This window comes from Brevundimonas sp. T2-11 (assembly GCF_055397675.1).
In genome coordinates this window covers 1,304,220-1,328,003 of the sequence record NZ_AP027920.1, presented here as the reverse complement: position 1 = coordinate 1,328,003, position 23,784 = coordinate 1,304,220, and the positions used below count along the sequence as shown (strand labels likewise).

Annotated in this window: 25 protein-coding genes; 9 read left to right on the top strand and 16 right to left on the bottom strand. The window is 66.8% G+C overall.

All coding sequences use genetic code 11. From position 1 onward, the window contains the following. A complete protein-coding gene (locus tag ACZ5XO_RS06615; protein ID WP_464164478.1) occupies positions 1–642 on the bottom strand; it encodes a Yip1 family protein in 642 nt (213 codons plus the stop codon). A gap of 162 nt (positions 643–804) precedes the next feature. Here ACZ5XO_RS06615 and radA point away from each other — a divergent pair, with 162 nt between their 5' ends. From radA to ACZ5XO_RS06585, 6 genes are all read left to right on the top strand, one after another. Next, positions 805–2,178, top strand: coding sequence for a DNA repair protein RadA (radA, locus tag ACZ5XO_RS06610; RefSeq protein ID WP_464164477.1), 1,374 nt, complete (start codon positions 805–807; stop codon positions 2,176–2,178). Between the two features lie 34 nt (positions 2,179–2,212). Beyond that, on the top strand, positions 2,213–2,749 hold the full coding sequence (locus ACZ5XO_RS06605) for a CvpA family protein (RefSeq protein ID WP_464164476.1): 537 nt from the start codon (positions 2,213–2,215) through the stop codon (positions 2,747–2,749). Positions 2,750–2,830: 81 nt separating this feature from the next. Continuing rightward, positions 2,831–4,336, top strand: coding sequence for an amidophosphoribosyltransferase (purF, locus tag ACZ5XO_RS06600; protein WP_464164475.1), 1,506 nt, complete (start codon positions 2,831–2,833; stop codon positions 4,334–4,336). 6 nt (positions 4,337–4,342) lie between these two features. After that, on the top strand, positions 4,343–4,684 hold the full coding sequence (locus ACZ5XO_RS06595) for a VOC family protein (protein WP_464164474.1): 342 nt from the start codon (positions 4,343–4,345) through the stop codon (positions 4,682–4,684). Between the two features lie 43 nt (positions 4,685–4,727). Continuing rightward, positions 4,728–5,489, top strand: a complete 762-nt coding sequence (locus ACZ5XO_RS06590) for an SDR family NAD(P)-dependent oxidoreductase (protein ID WP_464164473.1) — start codon at positions 4,728–4,730, stop codon at positions 5,487–5,489. A 7-nt stretch (positions 5,490–5,496) separates the two neighbouring features. Next, positions 5,497–6,855, top strand: a complete 1,359-nt coding sequence (locus ACZ5XO_RS06585; RefSeq protein ID WP_464164472.1) for an O-antigen ligase family protein — start codon at positions 5,497–5,499, stop codon at positions 6,853–6,855. Between the two features lie 61 nt (positions 6,856–6,916). Here ACZ5XO_RS06585 and der read toward each other — a convergent pair whose 3' ends face one another. From der to ACZ5XO_RS06540, 9 genes are all read right to left on the bottom strand, one after another. Beyond that, positions 6,917–8,542: a ribosome biogenesis GTPase Der gene (gene der / locus ACZ5XO_RS06580; RefSeq protein WP_464164471.1), complete on the bottom strand. Its 1,626-nt coding sequence runs from the start codon at positions 8,540–8,542 to the stop codon at positions 6,917–6,919. Positions 8,543–8,574: 32 nt separating this feature from the next. Beyond that, the gene (locus ACZ5XO_RS06575) at positions 8,575–9,999 is read right to left on the bottom strand and encodes a PQQ-binding-like beta-propeller repeat protein (RefSeq protein WP_464164470.1); all 1,425 of its coding nucleotides are present in this window, start codon (positions 9,997–9,999) and stop codon (positions 8,575–8,577) included. Between the two features lie 23 nt (positions 10,000–10,022). Continuing rightward, positions 10,023–10,778: a tetratricopeptide repeat protein gene (locus tag ACZ5XO_RS06570; RefSeq protein WP_464164469.1), complete on the bottom strand. Its 756-nt coding sequence runs from the start codon at positions 10,776–10,778 to the stop codon at positions 10,023–10,025. 144 nt (positions 10,779–10,922) lie between these two features. Continuing rightward, on the bottom strand, positions 10,923–11,348 hold the full coding sequence (locus ACZ5XO_RS06565; RefSeq protein ID WP_464164468.1) for a hypothetical protein: 426 nt from the start codon (positions 11,346–11,348) through the stop codon (positions 10,923–10,925). Continuing rightward, positions 11,338–11,895: an RNA polymerase sigma factor gene (locus ACZ5XO_RS06560; protein WP_464164467.1), complete on the bottom strand. Its 558-nt coding sequence runs from the start codon at positions 11,893–11,895 to the stop codon at positions 11,338–11,340. Before ACZ5XO_RS06560 ends, ACZ5XO_RS06565 begins: the two co-directional genes overlap by 11 nt. Before the next feature lie 24 nt (positions 11,896–11,919). Continuing rightward, positions 11,920–12,261, bottom strand: coding sequence for a DUF6249 domain-containing protein (locus ACZ5XO_RS06555; protein WP_464164466.1), 342 nt, complete (start codon positions 12,259–12,261; stop codon positions 11,920–11,922). A gap of 161 nt (positions 12,262–12,422) precedes the next feature. Next, a complete protein-coding gene (locus ACZ5XO_RS06550) occupies positions 12,423–12,719 on the bottom strand; it encodes a hypothetical protein (RefSeq protein WP_464164465.1) in 297 nt (98 codons plus the stop codon). Beyond that, positions 12,709–13,236, bottom strand: a complete 528-nt coding sequence (locus ACZ5XO_RS06545; RefSeq protein ID WP_464164464.1) for an RNA polymerase sigma factor — start codon at positions 13,234–13,236, stop codon at positions 12,709–12,711. The genes ACZ5XO_RS06550 and ACZ5XO_RS06545 overlap by 11 nt, the downstream gene beginning before the upstream one ends. A gap of 27 nt (positions 13,237–13,263) precedes the next feature. After that, on the bottom strand, positions 13,264–13,692 hold the full coding sequence (locus ACZ5XO_RS06540) for a hypothetical protein (protein ID WP_464164463.1): 429 nt from the start codon (positions 13,690–13,692) through the stop codon (positions 13,264–13,266). 206 nt (positions 13,693–13,898) lie between these two features. On the opposite strand from ACZ5XO_RS06540, the gene ACZ5XO_RS06535 reads away from it, so the two are divergent. Beyond that, positions 13,899–14,393: a hypothetical protein gene (locus ACZ5XO_RS06535; RefSeq protein WP_464164462.1), complete on the top strand. Its 495-nt coding sequence runs from the start codon at positions 13,899–13,901 to the stop codon at positions 14,391–14,393. 10 nt (positions 14,394–14,403) lie between these two features. Further along, positions 14,404–14,643: a DUF2188 domain-containing protein gene (locus ACZ5XO_RS06530; protein WP_464164461.1), complete on the top strand. Its 240-nt coding sequence runs from the start codon at positions 14,404–14,406 to the stop codon at positions 14,641–14,643. On the opposite strand, the gene ACZ5XO_RS06525 is transcribed toward ACZ5XO_RS06530, so the two are convergent. Both ACZ5XO_RS06525 and ACZ5XO_RS06520 read right to left on the bottom strand, forming a co-directional pair. Next, positions 14,640–14,993: an ArsC family reductase gene (locus tag ACZ5XO_RS06525; protein ID WP_464164460.1), complete on the bottom strand. Its 354-nt coding sequence runs from the start codon at positions 14,991–14,993 to the stop codon at positions 14,640–14,642. The two genes, ACZ5XO_RS06530 and ACZ5XO_RS06525, sit on opposite strands and share 4 nt — an antisense overlap. Before the next feature lie 78 nt (positions 14,994–15,071). After that, on the bottom strand, positions 15,072–15,929 hold the full coding sequence (locus tag ACZ5XO_RS06520; protein ID WP_464164459.1) for an HNH endonuclease: 858 nt from the start codon (positions 15,927–15,929) through the stop codon (positions 15,072–15,074). Between the two features lie 85 nt (positions 15,930–16,014). Here ACZ5XO_RS06520 and ACZ5XO_RS06515 point away from each other — a divergent pair, with 85 nt between their 5' ends. After that, positions 16,015–16,662, top strand: coding sequence for a glutathione S-transferase family protein (locus ACZ5XO_RS06515; RefSeq protein WP_464164458.1), 648 nt, complete (start codon positions 16,015–16,017; stop codon positions 16,660–16,662). Here ACZ5XO_RS06515 and ACZ5XO_RS06510 read toward each other — a convergent pair. From ACZ5XO_RS06510 to ACZ5XO_RS06495, 4 genes are all read right to left on the bottom strand, one after another. Then, on the bottom strand, positions 16,659–17,978 hold the full coding sequence (locus ACZ5XO_RS06510; protein WP_464164457.1) for an Hsp70 family protein: 1,320 nt from the start codon (positions 17,976–17,978) through the stop codon (positions 16,659–16,661). The genes ACZ5XO_RS06515 and ACZ5XO_RS06510 overlap by 4 nt on opposite strands. Positions 17,979–18,095: 117 nt before the next feature. Further along, positions 18,096–21,317, bottom strand: a complete 3,222-nt coding sequence (locus tag ACZ5XO_RS06505) for an efflux RND transporter permease subunit (protein ID WP_464164456.1) — start codon at positions 21,315–21,317, stop codon at positions 18,096–18,098. Between the two features lie 12 nt (positions 21,318–21,329). After that, on the bottom strand, positions 21,330–22,496 hold the full coding sequence (locus tag ACZ5XO_RS06500) for an efflux RND transporter periplasmic adaptor subunit (protein WP_464164455.1): 1,167 nt from the start codon (positions 22,494–22,496) through the stop codon (positions 21,330–21,332). Continuing rightward, positions 22,496–23,743 (bottom strand): TolC family protein, encoded by a 1,248-nt coding sequence (locus ACZ5XO_RS06495; protein ID WP_464164454.1) that lies wholly within the window; start codon positions 23,741–23,743, stop codon positions 22,496–22,498. The genes ACZ5XO_RS06500 and ACZ5XO_RS06495 overlap by 1 nt, the downstream gene beginning before the upstream one ends. Between the last annotated feature and the right edge of the window lie 41 nt (positions 23,744–23,784).

Below are 23,784 nucleotides of genomic sequence, written 5' to 3'. Positions count from 1 at the left end.
CTAGCTGAGCGCCAGCGCGCCCAGGCCGATCGTGCCGACCACGAAGCTGGCGACCACGGCGGCGGCGATGGCGCTGACCACCATCCACAGCACGATGGCCGAGATGACGACGACGGCCGTATAGCCCAGGGCCTTGTCCTGCGGCGCCTTCATCACGGTCGGCAGGCCGAGGTACAGCAGGTAAAAGCCGTAAAGACCCAGCAGGCCGCCCAGCCAGGCCAGGGCCGGGAACAGGTTGAAGATTGACGCGACCCAGGCCGCCGTCATCGAATAGACGGCCACCTTCATCGACTGCACCTTGTCCTTGGTCCCGTTGAAGGTCGGGGCCAGGGCGTCGATGATCAGGCCCAGCACAAAGACCGACACCAGCGACAGCCCCCAGGTGACGATGGCGCCCAGCAGGCCGCCAATCATCGGGGTGCGCATCACCGAGCCGAAGATGTGGATCGGGAACAACTGGCCGCCGATCAGGCTCGCCACCGGACCGATGGCGGCCAGGATCATGGCGTAGCGGGCGAACAGGCTGCGCGTCGTGGCGTATTCGGCATCGATGACCGGCCATTCCAGCTTGGGCCGCATCAGGATGTTCTGCACACGGGCGACGAGGCCCGGATCGATGGCGGGCGGGTTGGGAGTGGTCATGGAGAGCCTCGGCGGGGGTTGAGTCGTAACGACGCTATAGCTTGGCAGGATGACGGGCATATGAGGCCCAATGCAACCCGCGCGCGTCGTACTGCGTCAAAGCCGGTCGCACCCTTGCGCTTCATCCCTCGCCCACGCCGCGATTCCTGCTAGGTCAGGAGCATGGCGCGCGACACCCTTCTCTATGTCTGTCAGTCCTGCGGGGCGGTTCATTCCAAATGGGCGGGGCAATGCTCGGCCTGCGGCGAGTGGAACTGCCTGGCCGAAGAGTCCAAGTCCGCCCCGCCCGGCGCGATGAAGCCCGCCTCGACGGCGCGCGGACGCGGTCTGACGTTCGAGACCCTGCAATCCGACACGCCCGAGCCGCCGCGCATCGTCACCGGCGTCACCGAGTTCGACCGCGTCTGCGGCGGCGGCGTGGTGCCCGGCTCGGCCATCCTGCTGGGCGGCGACCCTGGCGTCGGCAAGTCGACCCTGCTGCTGGAGGTCACGGCCAAGGCGGCTCGCAACGGCGCCCGCGTGGCCTATATTTCGGGCGAAGAAGCCATCGAGCAGATCCGCGCCCGCGCCAAGCGCATGGGCGTCGCCGACGCCGCCGTCTCCCTGGCTTCCGCCACGGCCCTGCGCGAAATCCTGACGACCCTGAAGCGCGACAGGTTCGACATCGTCATCATCGACTCCATCCAGACCCTTTGGTCCGACGCCCACGAGGCCGGCCCCGGTTCGGTCACCCAGGTCCGCGCCTGCGCCGCCGAACTGGTGCGACTGGCCAAGGACGGCGGCCCGGCCATCATCCTGGTCGGCCACGTCACCAAGGACGGCCAGATCGCCGGACCGCGCGTGGTCGAGCACATGGTCGACGCCGTCCTCAGCTTCGAGGGCGAGCGCGGCTATCCCTTCCGCATCCTGCGCGCGGGCAAAAACCGTTTCGGGGCCACCGACGAGATCGGCGTCTTCGAGATGAGCGACGTCGGCCTGCGCGAAGTCACCAACCCGTCGGCCCTCTTCCTGGGCGAAGGCAAGGACCGCGCGCCGGGCGCCGCCGTCTTCGCGGGCATAGAAGGGTCACGCCCCGTTCTCGTTGAAATACAAGCGCTTGTCGCTCCCTCTGCATATGGCACGCCAAGGCGCGCGGTCGTGGGTTGGGACAATGGCCGCCTGGCCATGCTGCTGGCCGTGCTGGAGGCGCGCTGCGGCCTCGGGTTCGGGGACAAGGACGTCTATCTGAATATCGCCGGAGGTCTGCGGATCAGCGAGCCCGCCGCCGATCTGGCCGCCGCCGCAGCCCTGATCAGTTCCGCGCTCGACATGCCCCTGCCCCAAGGCTGCGTCGTCTTCGGTGAGATCGGCCTGTCCGGCGAAGTCCGCGCCGTCAATCGCGCCGAGGCCCGGCTGAGAGAGGCCAAGAAGCTCGGTTTCGACCGCGCCCTCGCCCCGTCCCAGGCCAGGGACAAGGTCAAGAAGGGCGATGTCGCCGTCACCGCCGCCGCCCTGCTGACCGAGGTGGTCGAGCGAATCTCCCAAAACCGCTATTGAGGCGGCCTCTCTTCCCTTTGCGATTGCAGCGCGCGTGACCGGCTACGACGTCTTCGTCATCCTTGTGCTTCTGGCCTCCGGCGCCGCCGGCTGGTTCCGGGGCGGCGTGCGCGAACTGACAGCCTTCTTCAGCTTCTTCCTGGCTGGACTGCTGGCCCTGATCACCCTGCCCTGGACCGCGCCGTTCGGACGGTCGCTGGTCGATCCCGACTGGGCCGGATCGGTGCTGGCCGTGGGGCTGACCTTCCTGATTCTCTACTTCGGCCTGCGCTTCCTCGGCGCGGCCGTTTCCAAGAGCGCGCGCGGCCATGCCCTGGGCGCCTTTGATCAGACCTTTGGCCTGGCGCTGGGCGCCGTGCGGGCTCTCGCTCTGATCGGAGCGGTGCATCTGATCATCATGGGGGTCATGTCCGACAATCCCCCGCGCTGGCTGACCGGCGCGGCCCTGTCGCCCGTCAGCGAAGGCTCGGCCAAGGCCATTCAGATCGTCCTGCCGACGCTTGGAAAGGGCGCGGACGCCCTGACTCCCGTGGTCGGTTCTTCCGTCCGCGAAGGGTTTTCCGATCAATGAGCCTTGCCCTCGACGCAATGGCGGACTACGTGCGCGGCGCCGCCGCCTGAGTTATCCTGTCCCGGTCATCGGAGCCTGACGATGCGCCACCATATCGCCGATCCCATCGTTCACCGCGAACACTGGCGCGAGCCGGAGGATGACCAGCTCCGTCTGGAATGCGGCGTCTGCGGCGTCTGGGGCGCGCCCGAGAACGAAGCCTCCTCCATCGTCGCGCTAGGCCTGCACGCCCTGCAGCATCGCGGCCAGGAAGCCTGCGGCATCGCCAGCGTCAGCGACGAACGCTTCTACACCGAGCGCCATCAGGGCCTCGTCGGCGAAGCCTTTGGCAACGCCGAGCTGACCACCCGCCTGCCCGGCGGCGCCGCGGTCGGCCACACCCGCTACTCCACCGCCGGCGGCAGCTTCCTGCGCAACATCCAGCCCATGTTCGCCGATCTGGACCAGGGCGGCATCGCCATCGCCCACAACGGCAATCTGACGAACTTCAAATACCTGCACGCGCAGCTGGTCTCTGAAGGCGCCATCTTCCAGTCCACCTCGGATTCCGAGGCCATCCTTCACCTGATCGCCCGCAGCCGTAAGGCCAAGATCGTCGACCGCTTCATCGACGCCCTGGGCCGGATCGAAGGCGGCTACGCCCTGGTCGCCCAGACCCGCTACAAGATGATCGGCGCGCGCGACCCGCTGGGCATCCGCCCGCTGGTGCTGGGCAAGGTGGGCGAGGCCTGGGTTCTCGCCTCCGAGACCTGCGCCCTGGACACCATCGGCGCGACCTTCATCCGCGATATCGAACACGGCGAAGTCGTCGTCATCGACGAGGAAGGCCTGACCTCGATCAAGCCCTTCCCGGCCCGCGCCGCCCGCCCCTGCTTGTTCGAGTATGTCTACTTCGCCCGCCCCGACAGCGTGGTGAACGGCCGCTCGGTCTATAACGTCCGCAAGGAAATGGGCCGCCGCCTGGCGCGCGAGTTCGAGGTCGAGGCCGACATCGTGGTGCCTGTGCCCGACTCCGGCGTGCCTGCGGCTCTCGGCTATGCGCAAGAAAGCGGCATTCCCTACGAAGTGGGCATCATCCGCAGCCACTATCTGGGCCGCACCTTCATCCAGCCCAGCCAGGGCGCCCGGCAAAAGGGCGTGCGCATGAAGCACAGCCCCAACCGGTCGGCGCTGGAAGGCAAGCGGGTGGTTCTGATCGACGACTCGATCGTTCGCGGCACCACCTCGCTGAAGCTGGTTCGCGCCGTCCGCGCGGCGGGCGCCAAGGAGGTCCACCTGCGCTCGGCCAGCCCGCAGATCCTCTTCCCCGACTTCTACGGCATCGACATGCCCGAGCGGACGCAGCTGATGGCCGCGACCCATACCATGGACGAGATGCGCGCCATCCTTGAGGTCGATTCCCTCGGCTTCCTGTCCATCGACGGCCTCTATGACGCCTTGGGCGCCGGGCCCCGCGACGCCGCCAATCCGCAGTTCACGGACCACTATTTCACCGGCGACTATCCGACCCGCCTGCTGGACCGTGAAATCGAAGAAGGCGGCCGTGATGCGAAGGGCGGGCAACTTTCCCTGCTGGTGACCGCTTAAGGCGGTATGATCCAGCTCGGCTACTTCACCCTCGATACCCCTGACGTCGAAAAAGCCCGCGCCTTTTATGCGGGCCTGTTCGGCTGGACCTTCGACGAAGACGCCTCGCACCCGACCTACGCCCACGTGAAGGGCTCGGACCCGGCCTTTGGTATCACCAAGGGCGAGCACCGGGCCTTTACGCACCTCTACTTCCGCGTGGACGACATTCACGCCGCCTGCGACCGCGTGAGGACCCTAGGCGGGCACGCCGCCATGCCGGCCGAGAGCCCTTCAGGTCTGTCCGCGGTCGTCGCCGACGACCAGGGCGTCAGCTTCAGTCTGTGGCAGCCTGCTCCAGGCTACTGAACTGAGCCTTTCGCCCGACGACGGGGCGCGCTATCAGCGAGCCATGTCCGAACACGCTTCCCTTCCTCTCGCCAACCGTATCGCCCTGGTCGTCGGCGCCTCGCGCGGCATCGGCTATGAGACCGCCCTGGCCCTGGCCAAGGCCGGCGCCCACATCGTGGCGACCGCCCGTACGCAGGGGGGTCTGGAAGAGCTGGACGACGCCATCTTCGCCGCCACTGGCCAGCACGCCACCCTCGTCCCGTTCGACCTGGTGGACGGCGGCGCGATCGACCGTCTGGGCGGCGCCCTGTTCGAGCGTTTCGGCAAGCTGGACATCTGGGTGCAGGCCGCCGCCACCATGGGTCCGTCGGGTCTGACGCCGGTCGCCCACGCCGAGCCGCGCGAGTTCGCCAAGGTCGAGAAGATCAACTTCACCGGCGTCTATCGCCTGATCCGTTCGCTGGAGCCGCTGCTGCGCGCCTCGGACGCCGGTCGCGCCATCTATCTGACCACCAGCGTCGCCGCAGACCCGCGCGCCTTCTGGGGCATGTACGCCGCCACCAAGGCCGGGGCCGAGAACCTGGTCAAGTGCTGGGCCGACGAAGTCGAAAGCACGCCCATCCGCGTCGCCGTGGTCGATCCCAGCCGCATGCGCACCCAGTTGCGCGCTCAGGCCTTCCCGGGCGAAGACCCGGAAGTCCTGCCGCATCCGTCAGAGATCGGCCCTCTGATGGTCGAACTGGCCCGCCCCGACCTCACCCCGCCCCTGACCGTCAGCTTCAAGGACTGGAAATCCGGTCTTTCGATGCGCCCGCTCGTCTAGATCGCATATGACGCTGCAGGCGCAGGGCAACCGAAGTTCAGCTGCGACCGCGTCAGCCGCTCCATCCAGCGGCGCCAAGCCCCAGGGCCAGAGCCCCTTGCCCCGCGCCCTGCCCTACGCGGACATTCTGGCCTTCGTCGGCTCTCTGGCCTTGATCCTGATCTATTCCCAGTCCTGGGCGGCGCCCCTGACGGGCTATGGCGCCCGGTCGGCTGATTTCCTGCGTAACGGCTATTACCCCGCCTATCTCATCGCCGTCGCCCTGGTGATGACTCGCCCCGGCACGGCGGCGAAAGCTCTGGCGCGATCCCCCATCCTCATCCTCATGGTGGCGCTGGCTGCGGCGTCCATAATGTGGTCCATTTCGCCGGACGTGACTGCTCGGCGCGTCATGGCGCTGATCTTCACGACACTCGGCGGCGTCGCCCTGGCGGCTCGCTGGCGCTGGAGCAGCCTGACCGAAATCTTCGCCGTCGCCATGGCGATCATGATGGTGGGATCCTTCCTGCTTGGGGCCTTCGCACCGGAGATGGGCCGGATGCAGGAGATATTCCCCGGCGCCTGGCGCGGTCTTTGGCTCGAGAAGAACTCGCTCGGCGAGTACATGGGCTTGGCGACGATCTTCATGATCGCCGCCGCCATCCTGACGCCGAAACGACGGCGGATATGGCTTGCGCTCGCCGCCATGGCGGCGGGGCTGGTGCTGCTGTCCACATCCAAGACCGGACTGGTCGTGCTGATCCTGGCTCTGGCCAGCATGATCTTCGTCGGTCTTGTGAAGGCAGGGCGCATCCGGGCCATCATCGGGACCTGGATCACCGTGGTCATCGTCTGCACGGCGCTTCTGATCGTCGTGACCCGCAGCGAGCTGCTGTTCGAACTTCTGGGGAAGGACGCGACCCTGACCGGGCGGACCGAAATCTGGTCCGGCATCATTCGTCAGGTCGCAGAACGTCCATGGACGGGATTCGGCTACGGCGCCGCCTGGAACGACACCTCGCCGAGCGGCCCCCAGGCCTGGATCGCCTACCAGGCCAAGTTCACCGCCGCTCACGCCCACAGCGGCTGGCTTGAGGTCTATCTGGCGCTGGGCATCCCGGGCGTGATCCTGCTTGGGGCCTGGATGATCGAAATGTGGGCCAGGTCGCTTTGGGCCGCCTACACGCGTCCTTCCGGCTGGCTTCTGACGCCGATGATGACCGCCTACACCCTGACCATGCTGACAGAGAGCATCACCATGAACTGGCACAGCCTTCGCTGGGTGCTGTTCGTGACCCTCGCCTTGAAGGCCGTCATGGGCGATCAGGAGACGCCTTCACGCGTGGTCCCGGCATTGTCGAAAACGCGACGCCCACGCCGCCTCTGAGCCTCGGCCTCATCAGACAGGTCGGCGGCTCGAAAACACCGAACCGCCGACTCTCTGCGACCTATTTCTTCGGCGCGTGTTTTTGGCCGGTGCGGATCCGGCCCGAGCGCGAGACCTGTCTCGCCCCTCCGCGAGCGCCCTTCTGGATCGCCACGCTTTGTCCAGCCTTCTTGCTGGCGCCGGCTTTCAGCCCGCCCAGAGCCTTGACCTTGGGCTTGATGCCCGACTTCTTCTGCTCCAGCGCCTTGCCGGGCAGATTGGACAGGGCCTCGGCGGCCTTCTCGGCCTTCAGCACCTTGCGCGGCGCGGTCTTGGCGTCGCCCTTGTAGCGTTCGGGACCGGACTTGGCCCCGCCATCGGCATAGGGGTTGGCCGAGCCTGACTTGACCGTCAGCCGGATCGGCGTGCCAGGCAGGTCGAAACTTTCGCGCAGGCTGTTCACCAGGTAGCGCTGATAGTGCTCAGGCATGTCCGAGGCGCGGCTGGCCATCAACACGAAGGTCGGCGGACGGGCCTTTGTCTGGGCCATGTACTTCGGCTTCACGCGCTTGCCGTTGACGGCGGGCGGCGGGTGCCTCTGGGTGGCCATGGACAGCCAGGTGTTCAGGTCCTTGGTCTTGACCTTCACCGACCAGGTTTCATAGGCCTTGATGATGGCCGGCATCAGCCGCTCAACGCCACGACCGCTGTGAGACGACAGGGCGACGAAGGGCGAGCCCTTCAGCTGCGGCAGCTTGTCCTCGGCCAGGCGCTTCAGCTCGGCCATCTTGGACTGGGGTTCTTCTTCCAGATCCCACTTGGACGCGACATAGACCAGAGCGCGGCCTTCGCGCTCGACCAGGTCGGCCAGTTGCAGGTCCTGGGTGTCGAAGGCGTCGTCCTTGTCCATCACCAGCACGACCACCTCAGCGAAGGTGATCGCGCGGATGGTGTCGGCGACCGACAGCTTTTCCAGCTTTTCCTGAACGCGAGCCTTGCGGCGCATCCCGGCGGTGTCGACGAAACGGATCGCCCGACCTTCGTATTCCCAGTCGACCGAGATGGAGTCGCGGGTAATGCCGGCCTCGGGGCCGGTCAGCAGCCGGTCTTCGCCCAGCATCCGGTTGATCAGCGTCGACTTGCCCGCATTGGGGCGGCCGATGATGGCGATGCGGATCGGCTTGTCCGGCTCGTCGACCTCTTCGATGAAGATGTCGGCCGAGGCCGCCAGCAGGGCCTGATACAGATCGGCCATGCCCTCGCCGTGCTCGGCCGAGATGGCGACCGGCTCGCCAAAGCCCAGGGCGTGAGCCTCGCCCACGCCGCCGCCGCTCTCACGGCTTTCGGACTTGTTGGCCAGCAGGATGATCGGCTTCTGCACCTTGCGCAGACGATCGGCGAAGATGCGGTCCAGCGACGTCACGCCCTCGCGGGCGTCCATCATGAACATGACGACCTCGGCGTCGTCCAGCGCGGCCTCGGTCTGCTCGCGCATCCGTGCCTCAAGGCTGTCGTCGGTGACGTCTTCGTAGCCGGCCGTATCGATCAGCGTCAGATCCATGTCGCCGATATTGCCGTCGGCATAGCGACGGTCACGGGTCACGCCCGGGCGATCATCGACCAGCGCCAAGCGCTTGCCGACGAGGCGATTGAACAGTGTCGACTTGCCCACATTGGGGCGGCCGACGATGGCGACCTTAAGAGCCATGTCGGCTTTCTAACTCAGAATCAGGAAAAAGATCAGCGAATGCTGACCAGCTCGCCCTTGTCCGTCAGGACATAGAGGGCGCCGTTGTAGGCGGCGGGAGCGATGAAGGCCGCAGCCCCCAGCTTCAGGCTGGACTGTTGCAGGCCCGTTTTCGGGTCGAACGCCACCGCTTCGCCGTCCGAATTGACGAGGATCAGCCGGTTGGACGCCAGAATCGGACCGGACCAGGTGGGACGAACCGTCCGCTTGCCGAAGCCCAGGATGCCGCCTTCCTGACGAACACGCCCCTCATTCAGATTGCGGGTCCAGTAGACCTGACCGTTTTCACGGTTGACCACGGTCAGTTCGCCCGACTTGGACACCACATAAACGACGTCTCCAACCGGCAGGGGCGCGTTCACGCCCGCGACCGGCAGCGACCACTTGGGTTGCCCCGAACGCAGGTCCATGGCCTGAAGCACGCCCGAGTGGCTAACGGCATAGACGAAGCCGCGGCTGATGACAGGACGGCCGGCGATATCACGCAGTTCGGACAGGGCGCTGGTGCGGCTGGTTCGCGACAGGACCTCCTGCCAGACCGGTTGGCCGTTCGAGGCCCGCAGAGCGACCAGCTCACCCGAAGAGAAGGGCGCCAGGATCGTATCCCCGCTGACCGCCGGGCTGGAGGCCCGCATGATACGGGCCGGCTCAGTGATGCCGCGATAGGACCAGTCTTGCTGACCGGTGTTGACGTTGAACGCGATCAACTGGTTGTCGACGTCAATGACGAAGACGCGCTGCCCAGAGACTGTCGGTGCGCCGTGGATCGGAAGATCGACCGTCGAACGCCAGAGCACGGTTCCGGTCGCCGCGTCCAGCGCGGTCATCGTGCGATAGCCGGACGACACGAAAACCTTGCCGCCCCCAACGGCGACGCCGCCGCCGAAACCGCCGCCGCTGTCGCCGCCGCCGCCGAAACCGATGCCGAGGAAGCGCGAACCCTTGTCCTGCTCGTCGACCTTGACGTCAGCCTTCCACAGAACGCCGCCGGTGCCGGCGTCGACGGCGGTCACGCCGGCCTCGCCGTCCAGAACGAAGATCTTGCCGTTGTCAGCCACGACCGGGGCCATCACCTGACGGGTGCGGCTGGACCCCACGCCGATGTCGCGCTTCCAGGCGACCGCGAAATCAGCGGCGGCGATGACGTGCTCGACCGCGTTCTCCGCATTGCCGCCCGGCTGGGTCCAGGCTGTCGCCGCTTGCGGTCCCGGCAGGAAGAAATCCCGGCCCGACAGGGCCGCCGAAGGCGCCAGTTGCTGCTCGAACTCCAGGATCGAGATGCGCTGACCTTCGCTCGCCTTTGCGACGTCTTCCTTGGGCGTTCCCAGGCCGAACGGCAGGGCGTTGCGCACGGTGCCGCATGACGCGACGGTCATGGCCAGACCGCACAGAAGGGCGACTTTCAGCGTTCGATTCATACGGGGCGTCCTGAAAGCGTCGATTACGGGCGAGCAGCGGCGGGAGCCGCTTGCGCGGGGGCCGCGGTTTGATTCTGGGCGACCGGCGCCGGCGTCGCAGCGGCGGCCTTCACGATGGCGGCCAACCCGGCGGCGGTGCCGGAATCGACAGCCTGAACGCCGATCTGGGCGCGCTGGCGAATCGAATCAGGCACATCCTGGCCCAGTTGCAGTTGAACGAAGATCTGGCGGGCGTCAGCAGCCTTGCCATGCTGCAGCAGGGCCATGGCCTGGGCTTCCTGGGCGAAGGCGTGCAGCGGACGCTTGTCGTCAGCCAGCGGCTCCAGGCGCTTCTGGATATCGGCCAGCGGGGCGGTGTCCATGATCAGGAAAACGGCTTTCAGAGCCGCCGCGTCGGCGATGATCGGATCCCCGGCGGCCTTGGCCGCCTCATCGAACAGCCTGACCGCATCCTCGGTCTTGGCCGCCGAAACGGCGATGCCGGCCTGCTGCATCAGGGCCAGGGCCTTGTAGGCGCCATTGCCCGACTTTGCGGCTTCCGCGAAGGCCGTGTCGGCGCCTGCGGGATTGTTGGCCTCAAGCGCGGTCATGCCGCGATCATAGGCCGCCGACGCCTTGTCGGCCTGATTGGTCTGATAGCTTTGCCACCCCCACCAGGCCAGGGCGGCGACCAGGGCGACGACCAGCAGACCCGCGCCGATCGGCAGCCAGGTGCGGGCCAAACGCTTGTATCGATCGGAGCGAAGCTCCTCCTCGACCTGTTCGAAGACATCAACCACGAAACGTCGCCCCAAAAACCGCTGCCAAGACTGGTCGCTAAACCGGCGCGACCCTAGAGGGTCGGCGCCCCGCCCGCAACGCAGGCATTGGGTCACGACCCGAAATTTCAGCAGTAGGTCGCGACTTCGTCAGGAAAACGGCGCTCAGATCTGCTGGGAGAGTTTCACGACGCCGGCCGCCAGCAGGGCCACCAGGACGCCGGCGGTGGCCCAGAACAACTGCATCCCGCCCATGGAGCCGATATCCAGCCCGGACACGCCGACGCGATCCAGCAGAGACTGCACGGCCATGCCTCCGTCCACGCCCGCCATGGCCAGCCCCTGTGCGACCGGAGGCGCGCCCGCAGAAGCAGACACGGAAGAAGACGCGAAGTTGAAATCGATGCTCAGAACCTCGCGCACGGCGATGACGCCGCCGACCAGCCCCGCCACCGACAGGGCCGCCGTCCTGAACCTCGAAGACTTGTTCAGTTTCGCCGAGACGGCGGCCTCGAACTGGGCCGAATCGGCGAAGCTCGGGGCCCGCGCGAACAGGCGTTCGATAGCTGGGTCGAACTCATCAACCGACATGGGACGCGCTCCCGTGAGCAACCGGTTCCGACTGGAGCCGGGCCCGAAGTTTATCCAGACCACGCTTGACATGAGATTTCACCGTTCCAAGCGGCAAATTAATGGCGGCCGCGATTTCGGGGTGAGACAGACCCGCCCCGTGGCACAAGGAGACGCACAGGCGCTCCGGTTCAGTCAGCCCCTTCATCGCCTCATCCAGATCCATGCGCCCGGCGCTGTCGACATGGGGCGCGACGTCCTCGTTCTCGACCTCGGCCACATAACGGGCGTCCTTGGAACGGCGCTTCAGATACAGGCGGGCGGCGATGCGCTTGATCCAGGCGCCGAACGTCCCCTCGCCCCGAAACTCGGCGCATTTCTCGAACGCCAGCAGAAAGGCGTCCTGAGCCACGTCATCGGCCAGGGCGGGCTGCGCCCCCATCCGACGCAGCAATCCGCGCACAGCCGCGCTGTGACGACGCACCAGCTCCCCGAACTCGCGCCGCCCGCCCGCCGCCGACAGGGCGGCGAGCTCGACATCGTGCAGATCGCGTAAAGGCTTGGCCATGACGGTCTCCCCTTCCCGTCGCCCTCAGCCCTTGTTCTTGTTGAAGAAGCTGAGAACGATGAAGGCCAGACCGATCATGCCGGGGATCGCCGCGATTCCGCTGATCGGATAGAAGGCGTCCATCTCCGCGAAGCTGACCGCATAGCCGAAGATGGCGATGCCCAGGCTCACGGCCAACAGAATGACACCGACCCGCAGATCGCGCGCCGCCGTCGCCGGCGGCTTGATGTTGTCCTTGCTCAGCGAGTCGATGACTTCCGGCGGCAGAGGCTGGCCCTTTTCGATGGCCGAGCGCAGGGTCGCCTGCATCTCCTTGCGTTCCTTGCTCTTCAGCCAGGCTGGCACGACCACGATCGCGATGATCATGATGAATGGCGCCAGAGGAATGAGAACTTCGAGTCCGTCCATGGGTTTCGCCCCTTCTTGAAATGGTTGAGCCGAGCGTGACGCTGCGGCCTTCTGATCACAAGAGGCGGCGATCAGCTCGAACGGATGCAGAAAACTGCATGAACTCTTTGTAAGGCGGCTCAGGCTGGCGAAAAACGACGCACCAGCCAGAACGCCAGCCCCAGAGCGACGGCGCCGAAGCCCACCAGCTCAAGCGAGGGCTCCAACTCGCCCAGCGTCGCTCCGACGATCTCCACCATTGGCCGCAAGCCCCACAGAACGATCGTCGCCACCAGGGCCCAGGGCAGACAGGCCATCACCGCCAGAACGGCGCGCCGGCGCGCGATCTTCTGTGCGGCCGCCGCCATGAACACCAGGTCGCGATGCGGCGGCGTCGCGGCGGAGAAGAAGGCTTCGAGCTTCTGATCAGGCGTCATTGGTGCCTCCCAGCGCCTGAAACAGACGCGTTCGCCCCCGCGCAATATGCGACTTCACCGTGCCCAAGGGCAAGGACAGAGCCTCGGCGGCCTCGGCATGCGACCAGCCGTCGGCCAGGCACAGCGCCACGCATGCCCGCACATCCGGCGTCAACTCCGCCATCGCCTGCGCCAGGGCCAGCCGGTCGGCGAGAGAAAGATTCGACGCAACGCCGACCGTCTCCAGCCATTCCGCGTCGCGCGCCGCCCCCCGTCGGGCTGAACGTATTCGATCCTGAGCCTTGCGCCAGGCGATGCCCAGCAGCCAGCTGCGAAATCCGGCCCCCTGCTTCAAGCGGTGCAGGCTGCTCCAGGCGGTCAGGACCACCTCCTGGGCCACGTCGTCCGCCTCGGCCCAGCCGCCGCCCAGCAGGCGCCGCAGGAATCCGCGCACAGCAGCCTGATGTCGCTCGACCAGTCGCGTGAAGGCCGCGTCCGACCCCTTCCGCGCCTCGGCGACCAGTTCGGCGTCCGTCATGCTCGCCAGCCCCCCGGCCGTCAGGAATCAGGGCTTCTCGCCACGGCGCACCACAGCGTTGATCAGGGCCCAGACCGCCACCGCGCCCATGGTGACCGCCACAATCAGAAAGGCGCCGCTGCCGCGATCAATCCCGGTAAAGGCGCCGGCGAAACCAAAGCCGGCCGCCAGGGCCGCAAACAGACCGAACAAGGACCAGTAATCCGCCGCCACGCGCGGCGCGCGCGGCTTGGACGGCTCGGACGCCATCTCCCACATGGCCGCGTCGGAATCGTGAGGCTTTTCAACCATGCGCAGCAAGGCTTCCGGCGGCTCCTGGCCTCGCTCGACATAGGTTCGAACCAGGTCCAGCGCATTCTTCTGGCTGCGATAGCGGAAGAAACTCGAAAAGGCGCTGCCGATGATCCACGCCAGCGGGAACATCAGCCACCAGAAGTCACGAAACAGGTTTTCCATTCGACCATTCCCCATAAGCCGGGCGCCTATCGCCCTGCGTCTTCACAGGATAGTCGTCGCCGAACCGCGCTCTGGATGCACGCCCGACTCTTTTTTGTCACCACAGCGTGACTCGACAGCGGCTCAAGGCCGATCAACGGTGGCGGTGCGGCGTCGTTCGCGCGTGCAGTGGCCTTGATCCTTCCTCCTGAACCTGAGGTGTCGCCATGCTGCCCCAACTGTCTGCGCTGGGCTGGTTTCATACGCTCGGCAGCCTGCCCGCCGTGCCCATCGGCCTGATCCTGCTGCTGATGCACGGCCGGATCGACCCCGCCACACGATGGGGCAAGGCCTATCTGGCCTTCATGTTCATCGGCGCGATCTCGGCCATTTTCGTCATCAAGACCCCGCCGGGCGCGGCGGTGGCGGCGCTCAGCCTGATCTCCCTGACGGTCGGCGCGACCGTGGGCTTCATCAAGCCCTTGGCCCGCTATCGCTGGTCGATCGAGACCGTCGCGCTGAGCATTTCCTACTTCACCCTGCTGCTGCCCAGCGTCACCGAGACCCTGACCCGGCTCCCGGCGAGCGATCCGATCGCCTCCGGCGTCGAGGATCCGCTGGTGGTCGGCTTCCAGCTGACCCTGCTGGTCCTGCTGATCCTGGGCGTGACGCTGCAGCTTCTGTCCCGCCGTCGTCGCCTGTCGGCGGCGGCCCTTGCCTGAAGGAAACCGCGTGACCCGTATCGTCTATCGCATCGTCCCGCATGACGGCGGCTGGGCCTACAAGCTGGGCGACAGCTTCTCCGAGACCTTCGCCACCCACGACGCCGCGCGCGACGCCGCCGTCGCGGTCTCGCGCGAACAGCAGGTGCCGGACCGCACGTCCTGGATCGAGTTCGAGGACGCCTCGGGCCAGTGGATCACCGAGCGCGCGGACGGCCACGACCGCCCGGAAACCACCGTCGAGGATTAGACGCCAAAGACCTCGGCGTAACGCTCGGGCTTGAAGCCCACCAGGGTCCGCCCGTCGCCCAGGTCCAGCACCGGCCGCTTGATCATCGACGGCTGGGCCAGCATCAGGGCGATGGCCTTGTCGGCGTTCAGGTCGGCCTTGTCGGCGTCCGACAGCTTGCGGAAGGTGGTCCCGGCGCGGTTCAGCACCGTCTCCCAACCATGCTCGGCGATCCAGCGCTCCAGATCGGCCTTGTTGGCGCCCGCCACCTTGTAGTCATGGAAGGCGTAGTCGACGCCCTGCCCGTCCAGCCAGACTCGCGCCTTCTTCATCGTGTCGCAGGCCTTGATGCCGTACAGGGTGATGGTCATGGCGCGCTCCCTCGCTTTGCTCAGGGCCGCGATCTGGCATCGGGAGGCGAAGGGGTCAAATTGGCACCACCAATGCGGCTACAGCGGCTCACCAACGATTACAATGTGCGGCGGCGTGCCTAGCATGGGGTAAAGGCGTATATATACAGCGGTGTAGCCTGCCGCTGGTCCGTCCTTCACGACGCCGAGAGCAAGTTCGGTCATATTTGCGAGATTACTCTCGTACTCAGGATTAATCGGACTACCACCGATATAATGAGCAAGATCATCGCCACGACCGAGTATCAGATCTGTAGTGATTGGCCGAAAAGCTTCTAGCCCTTTCTCGAACACGGCATAGGCATGAGCGGTTTTGACCAAGAAACGCAGGAAATCCTCGCGGTTGATCGAATCGACCTTAACCGCGACGTGCTCTGCGCCGGTTTCCTCTGCGACTCCGCGCGCAAGACCCATTGCGAGCGCCTTCTGACTTTCGCTCTGAGAAACAGAAACCCATGGTCGCCCCGTATGCTCCTGTTCCGCTACCTGCTCTCCAAGGATGCGCGGGGGTGCCAGTTGCCAAACACTGAAGCTGAGCGGCGCATCGTCAATCGCAAAGGCCCTACTACCCAAATCTCGGATTTTCTGGCCAAGACTATCGACCTCAACGAAATGGAGTTGTTGATGCGTAGGGCGATCCTTCCGGTTGCGGGTTGGCGCTTCAATGCGAGCTCTAAACACACCGAGCTGGCCGCGAAGGATGCGTTGTTCGTATTTCTGGATAGTCCTAGCGCAGGCGACGCAGCTCGCCTTTTCAAAGATTGTTGTGTTAGCGCCTAACGCATAAGGGATGACGTGCTCGTCGGTCAGTTCCCCTTGATCATCGCCACAATAGATGCAGCGGCCCGGCGATGGCTTCCTGACCGTCTCCCGTAGTTCCATGTTGTACGACCGCATCTTCATACCTTCAGGAGTGGCAGCTTAATGTTCTCTGGTGAAGATCTGGCCGCAAACATCCAGCAACGTTGCGAAGGAGCCGCCCATGAAGCTCTACGCTCATCCCTTCTCGTCCTACTGCCAGAAGGCGCTGATCGCGCTGTATGAGAACGACGCGCCGTTCGCGTTCCGACTGCTGGAGGGCGAGGCCGCCTTCGCCGAACTGGCGACGCTGTGGCCGGTGAGGAAGTTCCCGGTCTTGCAGGACGGCGACCGGACCGTGGTCGAGGCGACGGCCATCATCGAGCATCTGGCCGTGCATCATCCCGGCCCGGTGCGCCTGATCCCCGCCGATCCCGCTGCCGCCGTCGAGGTTCGGATGATGGACCGGGTGTTCGACCACTATGTCTCGACGCCGCAGCAGAAGCTGGTGGCCGACTCCCTGAGACCCGAGGGCGACCGAGATCCCTACGGCGTGGCCGAGGCCAGGCGGATGCTGGATACATCCTACGCCTGGCTGGACGAACGGCTGGCGGGGCGGGAATGGGCGACCGAGCACGGCTTCACCCTGGCCGACTGCGCCGCCGCACCTGCGCTGTTTTACGCCGACTGGTCGCACCCGATTGATGATAGCTTCAAGACGCTGAAAGCCTACCGCGCCCGGCTGCTGGCCCGGCCGTCGATGGCGCGGGCGGTGGATGAGGCCCGGCCCTACCGCGCCTATTTCCCGCTGGGCGCGCCCGACCGGGACTAGGCGGCCTTCTGGCTCCACAGGTCCAGATCAGCCTCACGCCCGATCAGGGCCAGGCCCGAGGCGATGGATTCGAACTCGCCGCCGGTCTCGATACGGTCAGCGCCGAAGCGGCGGATGAAGATGTCCCGCACCGCCGGCACGAAGGAGGTGCCGCCGGTCAGGAAGACGCGGTCGATCTGCGTGCCGTCCAGACCCGACTGGACCATGGCCTCATCGACAGCGGCCTCCATGGCCTGCAGTTCCGGGGCGATCCAGCCCTCGAAGTCCGCGCGCTTGACCGGCTTCTCGATCCGCACCGATCCGGCAAGGAAGGAAAAGACCGCCTCCTCGTCCCTCGACAGGGCCTCCTTCAGACCGGACACCGCGCGATAGAGGGCGTAGCCGTGGTTGTCGTCCAGCACCTCGATCAGGCGTTCGATCTTCTCCGGCTCCAGCGCCGTCGAGGCCAGGCCGCGAATGTCGCGCATGTCCTTCGACGCGCGCAGCAGGGCCAGCTGGTCCCAGCGGGCGAAGGCGCTGTAATAGCGCTGTGGGATCGGCAGGCGGTTGTCGAAGGCGCGATACAGGCTGCCCTTGCCCAGTTCCGGCGAGACCAGTTGGTCGATGATCCGGTAGTCGAAGGCGTCGCCCGCCACGCCCACGCCCGACCGGGCCAGCGGCGTGGACTTCAGCGCGCCGTCTTTCCGCTCGAACCGCACGATGGAGAAGTCGCTGGTGCCGCCGCCGAAGTCCGCGACCAGGACATTGGCGTCCTGTTTCAGCTCGCGGGCGAAGAAGAAGGCCGCGCCGACGGGTTCATAGGCGTAGCGGATGTCCGTAAAGCCCAGACGGGCGAAGGCGGCCTCGTAGCGCTCCAGCGCCAGGGCCTCGTCAGGATTGCCCCCGGCGAAGGTCACGGGCCGCCCCACGATGATGCGCGGCGGCAGGTCGTCCATCGCTCCATCGGCATGGTGCTTCAGCCGCAGCAGGAAGGCCGACAGCAGGTCCTCGAACCGGTAGCGGCGGTTGTCGATCCGCGTCTCGGTAAAGGCGGCGCTGGCGGCGAAGGTCTTGAACGACTGGATGAAGCGCGTCTCCAGCGGGTCCTCGACATAGGACTCAATGGCCCAGGGCCCGGCCTCGATGACCCGCTCGGGAGAGCCGCCGTCCCGCGCCTCGTGCAACTGGAAGCTCAGCGCCGAGCGGAAGGCGAACAGGTCCTTCTCCTCCGCCTGGAACCGCACCAGGGTCGCCGGGCCGTCGCCGTGGGTCAGCGACACCACCGTATTGGTCGTGCCGAAGTCGATGCCGATGGTGGCGGGCGTCGCGGACGTCATGGGAAGGAACCTGCGCGGAGAGGGGCCGGGGTTCCTAGCCCCCTGCCCGCTCACGTCAAGGGCGGCAGGACCATGAACACCATCACGGCGACTCATGGTCCCCTTGGTTTCCGCCGGCTACCCCTCGACTCCTTCCGCCTTGCGATGCCGAACCGCCTTGGCCGCAAAGGTCGGCAGCACCAGCAGCGTCAGGGCGGTGGCGGTCAGCAGGCCGCCGATGACCACGGTGGCCAAGGGCTTCTGCACCTCGGCGCCCGCCCCGGTGGCGATGGCCATGGGGATGAAGCCGACGATGGCGACCAGGGCCGTGGTCAACACCGCCCTCAGACGACTGAAGGCGCCGAACAGGGCGGCGTCGCGCGGCGTCTGACCCGCCTGCAACCGCTCGCGGATGGCCTGCATCAGCACCAGTCCGTTCAGGGTCGCGACCCCGGACACGGCGATGAAGCCGACCGCCGCCGAGACCGAGAAGGGCATCCCCCTCAGCAACAGCGACAGCGCTCCGCCGACCAGGGCCAGCGGCACGCAGGCGAACACCAGCCCCGCCTCCGCGAAGGATCCCAGCGCCATGAACAGCAGGATGCCGATCAGGACGAAGACCACGGGGATGACCAGACCCAGGCGCTGCTCGGCCCGTTTCAGGTTTTCGAACTGGCCGCCCCATTTGAGCGAATAGCCTGCGGGCAGGCTGACCTGCTGATCGACCTGCTTCTGGGCGTCGGCGACGAAGCCGCCCAGATCGCGGCCGCGCACATTGGCCTGAACCACCATGCGGCGGCTACCGTCGTTGCGGCTGATCTGGTTCTGGCCCTCCTTCACCTGAATGCGGGCGACCGAGGACAGGGGGATGGCTGCGCCGCTCGTCGTGGTGACGGGCAGGGCGTTCAGGGCGGCCGGGTCGTTACGCTCGGCGTCCGACAGGCGGACCACCACGTCGAAGCGGCGGTCGCCCTCGAAGATCTGACCGGCCTCGGCCCCGCCGATGGCCGCCGAGACGGCTTCGGACACGTCCGCCGCCAACAGGCCGTAGTTGGCGGCGGCGAAGCGGTCGACGCTGACCGTCAGGGTCGGCAGACCCGACGCCTGCTCCACCCGCACGTCAGCCGAACCGGGCGTGTCGCGCAGGGCGTTGGCGACCTGATCCGCCGTCTTCTGAAGCTGGGCGAAGTCGTCGCCATAGACCATGACCGCCAGATCGGTGCGGACCCCCGAGATCAGCTCGTTGAACCGCAGCTCGATCGGCTGGCTGAACTCGAAGACGTTGCCCAGCTGGGTCGAGGCGGCCTTCTCGATGCGGGCGATCAACTCTTCCTTGGACAGGCGCGGATCGGGCCATTCCTTGCGTTTCTTCAGCACAATGACGGCGTCGGAGATGTTGGGCGGCATGGGGTCCACCGCCGCCTCGGCCGTGCCGGTGCGCGAGAAGACGGTCTTCACCTCGGGCTGGGCCTTGATGGCCCGCTCCAGCGCCATCTGCATGGCGAGGGACTGCTCCAGCGAGGCCGAGGGCACGCGCAGCGCCTGCATGGCGATGTCGCCTTCGTCCAGGGTCGGGATGAACTCGCGTCCCAGCAGGGTGAAGGCCAGGGCGCCGATCAGCAGGGCGCCGAAGGCCGACGCCAGCACCGTCTTCGGATGCGAGACGGCGGCGCGGATGGCCGGTTCGATCCAGCGGCGCGCGTGGCGCAGAAGGAAGGTCTCATGCTCCTCGGCCTCGCCGTTTTCATCGACGTGGACGGTCTTGGGTTCCTTGACCAGCAGGGCGGCCATGGCCGGGACGAAGGTGAAGGAGAAGATGAAGGCGCCGACCAGGGCCAGCATGACCGTGGCGCCCATGGGGACGAAGGTCTTGCCCTCGACCCCTTCCAGCATCAGCAGGGGGGTGAAGACCAGCAGGATGATCAACTGGCCGAAGGCGGCGGGCTTGACCATCTGACGCGCGGCGCCGGCGGCGACGCCCAGCCGCTCGTTGCGGGTCAGGGCGCGGCCCAGGTCGGCGCGCTTCTGGCCCAGGCGCAGCAGAGTGTTCTCGACCACCACCACGGCGCCGTCGACCAGCAGGCCGAAGTCCAGCGCCCCCAGACTCATCAGGTTTCCGCTGATGCCGAAGCGGTTCATGCCGATGACTGCGAACAGGAAGCTGATCGGGATCATCAGGGCCGTAATCGTCGCCGCGCGGATGTTCCCCAACAGCAGGAACAGCACGACGATGACCAGCAGGGCGCCTTCGGTCAGGTTCTTGGCCACCGTCTTGATGGTCGAGTTGACCAGGGCGCTGCGGTTCAGCACCGGCTCGGCCACGATGTCGGGCGGCAGGCTGGCGCTGATCTGCTCCAGCCGTTCGGCGGAGGCCTGGGCCACGGTGCGGCTGTTCTCGCCCGCCAGCATCAGGGCCGTGCCGATCACCGCCTCATGGCCGTCGCGGCTAGCGCCGCCCAGACGCGGGGCCTGGCCGATCTCGACCGTCGCCACATCGGCGACCCGCACGACCAGACCGTTGCGGTTGACCACGGGCGCCTGAGCCAGATCCTCGACGGTCTGGGCCAGGGCGTCGGTGCGCACGGTCAGGGCCTCGCCCGCGCGCTGGATATAGCCCGCGCCGGCTTGCGTGTTGGCGCGGTCCAGCGCCTGAACAAGATCGTTCAGGCTGAGGCCATAGCCGGCCAGCCGCGCCGGGTCGGGGCGGACGGCGTATTCCTTCACATAGCCGCCGTTGACATCGACGCCGGCCAGACCGGGCGCGGTCCGCATCCGGGGCGCGATGATCCAGTCCTGAACGGTGCGCAGATAGGTGGCCCGCGCCTGCGGCGTGTCCAGCCGCTCGCCGTCGGGCGTCAGATAGGCGCCGTCGGGTTGCCAGCCGGGGCGGCCGGGCCGCGCGGTCCTGGCGTCGAAGGGCTTGAGGTCGACCGTCCACATCAGCACTTCGCCGAGGCCGGTGGTGATCGGCGACAGGGCCGGTTCGACGCCCTCGGGCAGGTTCTCGCGCGCTTGCGCCATCCGCTCGGCCACCTGCTGGCGGGCGAAGTAGATGTCGGTGGCGTCGGTGAAGATGACTGTCACCTGGCTGAAGCCGTTGCGGGTCAAAGAGCGCGTACTCTGAATCCCCGGAATGCCCGCCATCGCCGTTTCCAGCGGGTAGGTGACCTGACGCTCCATCTGTTCAGGGGCCAGCGCCGGAGCCACGGTGTTGATCTGCACCTGTCGGTTGGTGATGTCCGGCACGGCGTCGATCGGCAGCTTGGTCAGCTGAAACAGGCCCCACGCCGCGACCAGCGTCGTGGCCAGGACGATGAACCAGCGGAAGCGGACGGACGCTTCGATGATCGCTTTGAACATGATCGCCCTCCCTTAGTGGCCGTGCTCGGCTTCGCCCTTGGCCATTTCGGCCTTGAGCAGGAAGGCGTTGGCCGCCGCGACCTTTTCGGTCCCGGTCAGGCCGCGCAGGATCTCGGTGGCGCCCCCGGCCTGACGACCGGCCAGCACGGGCTGGGCGCGGAAGCCTTCGCCGGTCTGGACGAAGACCACCGTGGCGCCGTCGACCATCTGCACCGCCTCGGACGGCACGGTCAGGGCGCCGTTCGAGGCGCCGTCGGCAAGAACGGAGCCGGTGACCGCCGATCCAACCGGCGGCTGGGCGACGCCGACGGCGCGCGCGCGAATTACGGCGGCGCCCGTCTCCTGGCCCGCCCCGACCGCGACGCCGGTCACCACGGCGTCAATCTGGCCCTCCGGCGTATCAACCCGCAGCCTCGAGCTCACCCGCACCCTGGCGGCCACAGCCGGCGGCGCATTGAAGACCATCTCAACCCTGGCCGGATCAGCCACTTCGGCCACCACTCCGCCCTGGGCGACAAAACCGCCGGGTCCGACCTGAACCGACGTCACCACGCCCGCGATAGGACTGCTTACATTGAAACGGCCGGAAGCGCTGGGCGCGCCAGCCGCGGCCACGCGCGCCTGGGCGGCTCGGGCCATGGCCTGGGCGCTAGCCGCCTGCGCATGCGAGATTTCAGCTTCACGTCGCGCCACGACGCCGATGTCGGCCAGATCTTCATCCCGCTCATGAGACTGCTCGGCGGCGATCGCGGCGGCCCGAGCCGCGTCTGCCTCGGCGCGCAGACCGGCGGCTTCGCCACTCACCAGAACCGCCAGCGGCTGACCGATACGGACGACCTGACCGGGCGCGACCAGAATACGCTCCACACGTCCGTTCACGGCGCTCGAAACCATCGCGCGCGCATCGACCATCGGCACGACCCGCCCGGAAAGCCGGGCCTCCGCACCCCCGCCGCGCATAATGCTGACAACCTGTATGCCCGCCGCACGCGCCTGCTCCTCGGACAACGGGATGAAGCCCTCGACCGTGTCGCCCTCCCCCCTTTCTGCGACCTCTTCAGCAGCCGGTTCCTCTGACGACGATCGCATATCAAGCGTCCGCCACGCCAAGCCGCCCATGACGATCAGGACGGCGACGCCGCCGAGCAACAGAGCCTTTTTCGATCGAGCTTTCAGCATCACAGGATCCCTTCGAATGGGGCGCGGCCTTGCAGGCGCGCCAGGTCGATTTCGGCGCGCACTCGCGCCAGACGGGCGTCCACGGCGGCGTTCCGGGCATTGACCAGGGCCGCGCGCGTCGCGCTCAATTCCAGTTGCGACAAACGTCCAGCCTCAAAGCCGATCCGCGTCAGGCGGTAAGCTTCTTCCGCCGCGACCACCCCGGCGTCTGCGGCCGTCACTCGACTGCTCGAAGCCAGCCGGCGGGCGGCCGCGGATTCCTGATCCGCCCGGGTTTCCAGACGCACCTGCCCCAATCGTGCATCGGCGGCGCGAAACTCCGCCTCCGCCGCCTCGATGTTCCCCCGGTTCGGATCAAACAAAGGCAGAGGCAGGCTGAGCCCGAACATCAGGGCGGAGGCGTCCTCGGCTTCATAACGGCGTATGCCGACCGTTGCGCTGATATCTGGGCGCGATCGAATGCGTTCAGCGGCGACGCGACGCTCCGCGGTCGCCTTCTCCGCTTCGGCGATGCGAACCGTCAGAACCGCCGCCGTTTCGTCGAGCGGCAGACGACGATCCAGAAGACTGTCCGGAACAGAGGTCGCTGGAACCTCAAGCATGGCCACCGCCGTCAGTCGGGCGAAACCTGCGTCGCGTTCGGCCAGCGCTTCATCTCGAGAGGCCCTGGCGGACGCCGCCTCGCTCTCGGCCTGCAACCCCCGCATCAGAGGCTCTCGCCCCTCCTCCACCAGTCGCATCATGGCGTGAGCGTCGGCCAGCACCAGGGTCAGCGCCTCTTCCGCCAACATGAAACGACGTTGCGCCGCCTCGGCCTCGGCGTAGGCCAGCGCCAATCGGCCGGCGGCGTCCAGCGTGGCGAGGTCGCGTCGCAAGGCGGCCGTCCCGGCCTCGGCGCGGGCCGTGTCCACGCGCGCGCCACGACGCCCCCACAGCTCGAGGTCCTGGGTCACTGACAAGGTGGTTTCAGCATTGCCCCACCCCGAGAAAGGCCCCGTCCCGAAGGCGCTGTCCACGCTCAGATCCAGGGTTGGATTAGGCCTCACGCCGGCCTGGCGCACACGCGCTTCAGCAGCGTCCAGCAACGCCGCCGCCTCTTGCGTGACGGGCGACCGGCTGATCTGGGCCAGCAAGCTTGAGTAGGAAGGCGCGGGATCAGCCCATGCAGGGCTGACTGTTGCGGCCGTCGCGAGGATCAGCACGCAACCGACCGCATGACGCAGCGGCCGGGAATAGACGGGAGGCATATTTGATATCCCTGATGACTGACGTGGATCGGCGCGCCGCG